Origin of the sequence: Spirillospora sp. NPDC049024 (genome assembly GCF_040649235.1) — a bacterium.
Classification (GTDB): Bacteria; Actinomycetota; Actinomycetes; order Streptosporangiales; family Streptosporangiaceae; genus Spirillospora.
On record NZ_JBEZFD010000067.1, the window covers coordinates 1 to 1,034 of the forward strand.

At 71.0% G+C, this 1,034-nt stretch carries 1 protein-coding gene; it reads right to left on the reverse strand.

What is annotated here, in order from left to right:
* On the reverse strand, window positions 1-1,034 hold a 1,034-nt coding region (locus AB0C21_RS43340), incomplete at both ends, for a thiamine pyrophosphate-binding protein (RefSeq protein WP_500212353.1).

The window sequence follows — 1,034 nt, forward strand, 5'->3', positions numbered from 1 at the left end:
CGGATGCCCTCCCGGGCGTCGGCCACGACGGCGCAGCCCGCGAGCTTGACCGCGTCCGACCGCGCGACGTTGATGTTGACGAACTTCACGGCCGGGTGGGCGAACAGGCTGTGGGAGGCGGTGGTGAAGTCGCTGTAGCGGGTCCCGATCCCCACCACCACATCGGCCTGGCGCGCCAGCGCGTTGGCCGCCGCGGTCCCCGTCGCGCCCACCGCGCCCACCGAACACGCGTGGTCCCACGCCAGCGCGCCCTTGCCCGCCTGCGTCTCGGCCACCGGCACACCCGTCCGCTCGGCCAACGCCCGCAACTCCCGCGTCGCACCGGAGTAGATCACCCCGCCCCCCGCCACGATCAGCGGACGCTCCGCCGCCCGCACCAGCGCCGCCGCCTCCTCAAGAGCGGCCGGCTCGGGCACCGGACGCGCGATCCGCCACACCCGCTCCGCGAACAACTCCTCCGGCCAGTCATAGGCCTCGGCCTGCACGTCCTGCGGCAGCGCCAACGTCACCGCACCGGTCTCGGCCGGATCGGTCAGCACCCGCATCCCCGCCAGCAACGCCCCCGGCAACTGCTCCGCCCGATTGATCCGATCCCAGAACTTCGACACCGGCCTCAAGCAGTCGTTCACCGACACATCGAACGACCGCGCATCCTCCAACTCCTGCAACACCGGATTGGCCGGACGCGTGGCGAACACATCCCCGGGCAGCAGCAGCACCGGCAGCCGGTTGACGGTCGCCAGCGCCGCACCCGTCACCATGTTCGTCGCACCCGGCCCGATCGACGTCGTGCACGCCAACGTCGACAACCGGTCGCTCATCCGCGCGAACCCCGCCGCCGAATGCACCATCGCCTGCTCGTTACGCGCCATGTAGTACGGCAACCCATCACCGTGCTCCAGCAGCGCCTGACCCATCCCCGCCACATTGCCGTGCCCGAAAATCCCGAAACACCCGGCAAAGAACCGCCGCCGCTCCCCATCACGCTCGCTGTACTGCACCGCCAGGAAACGCACCAGCGCCTGCGCCACCGT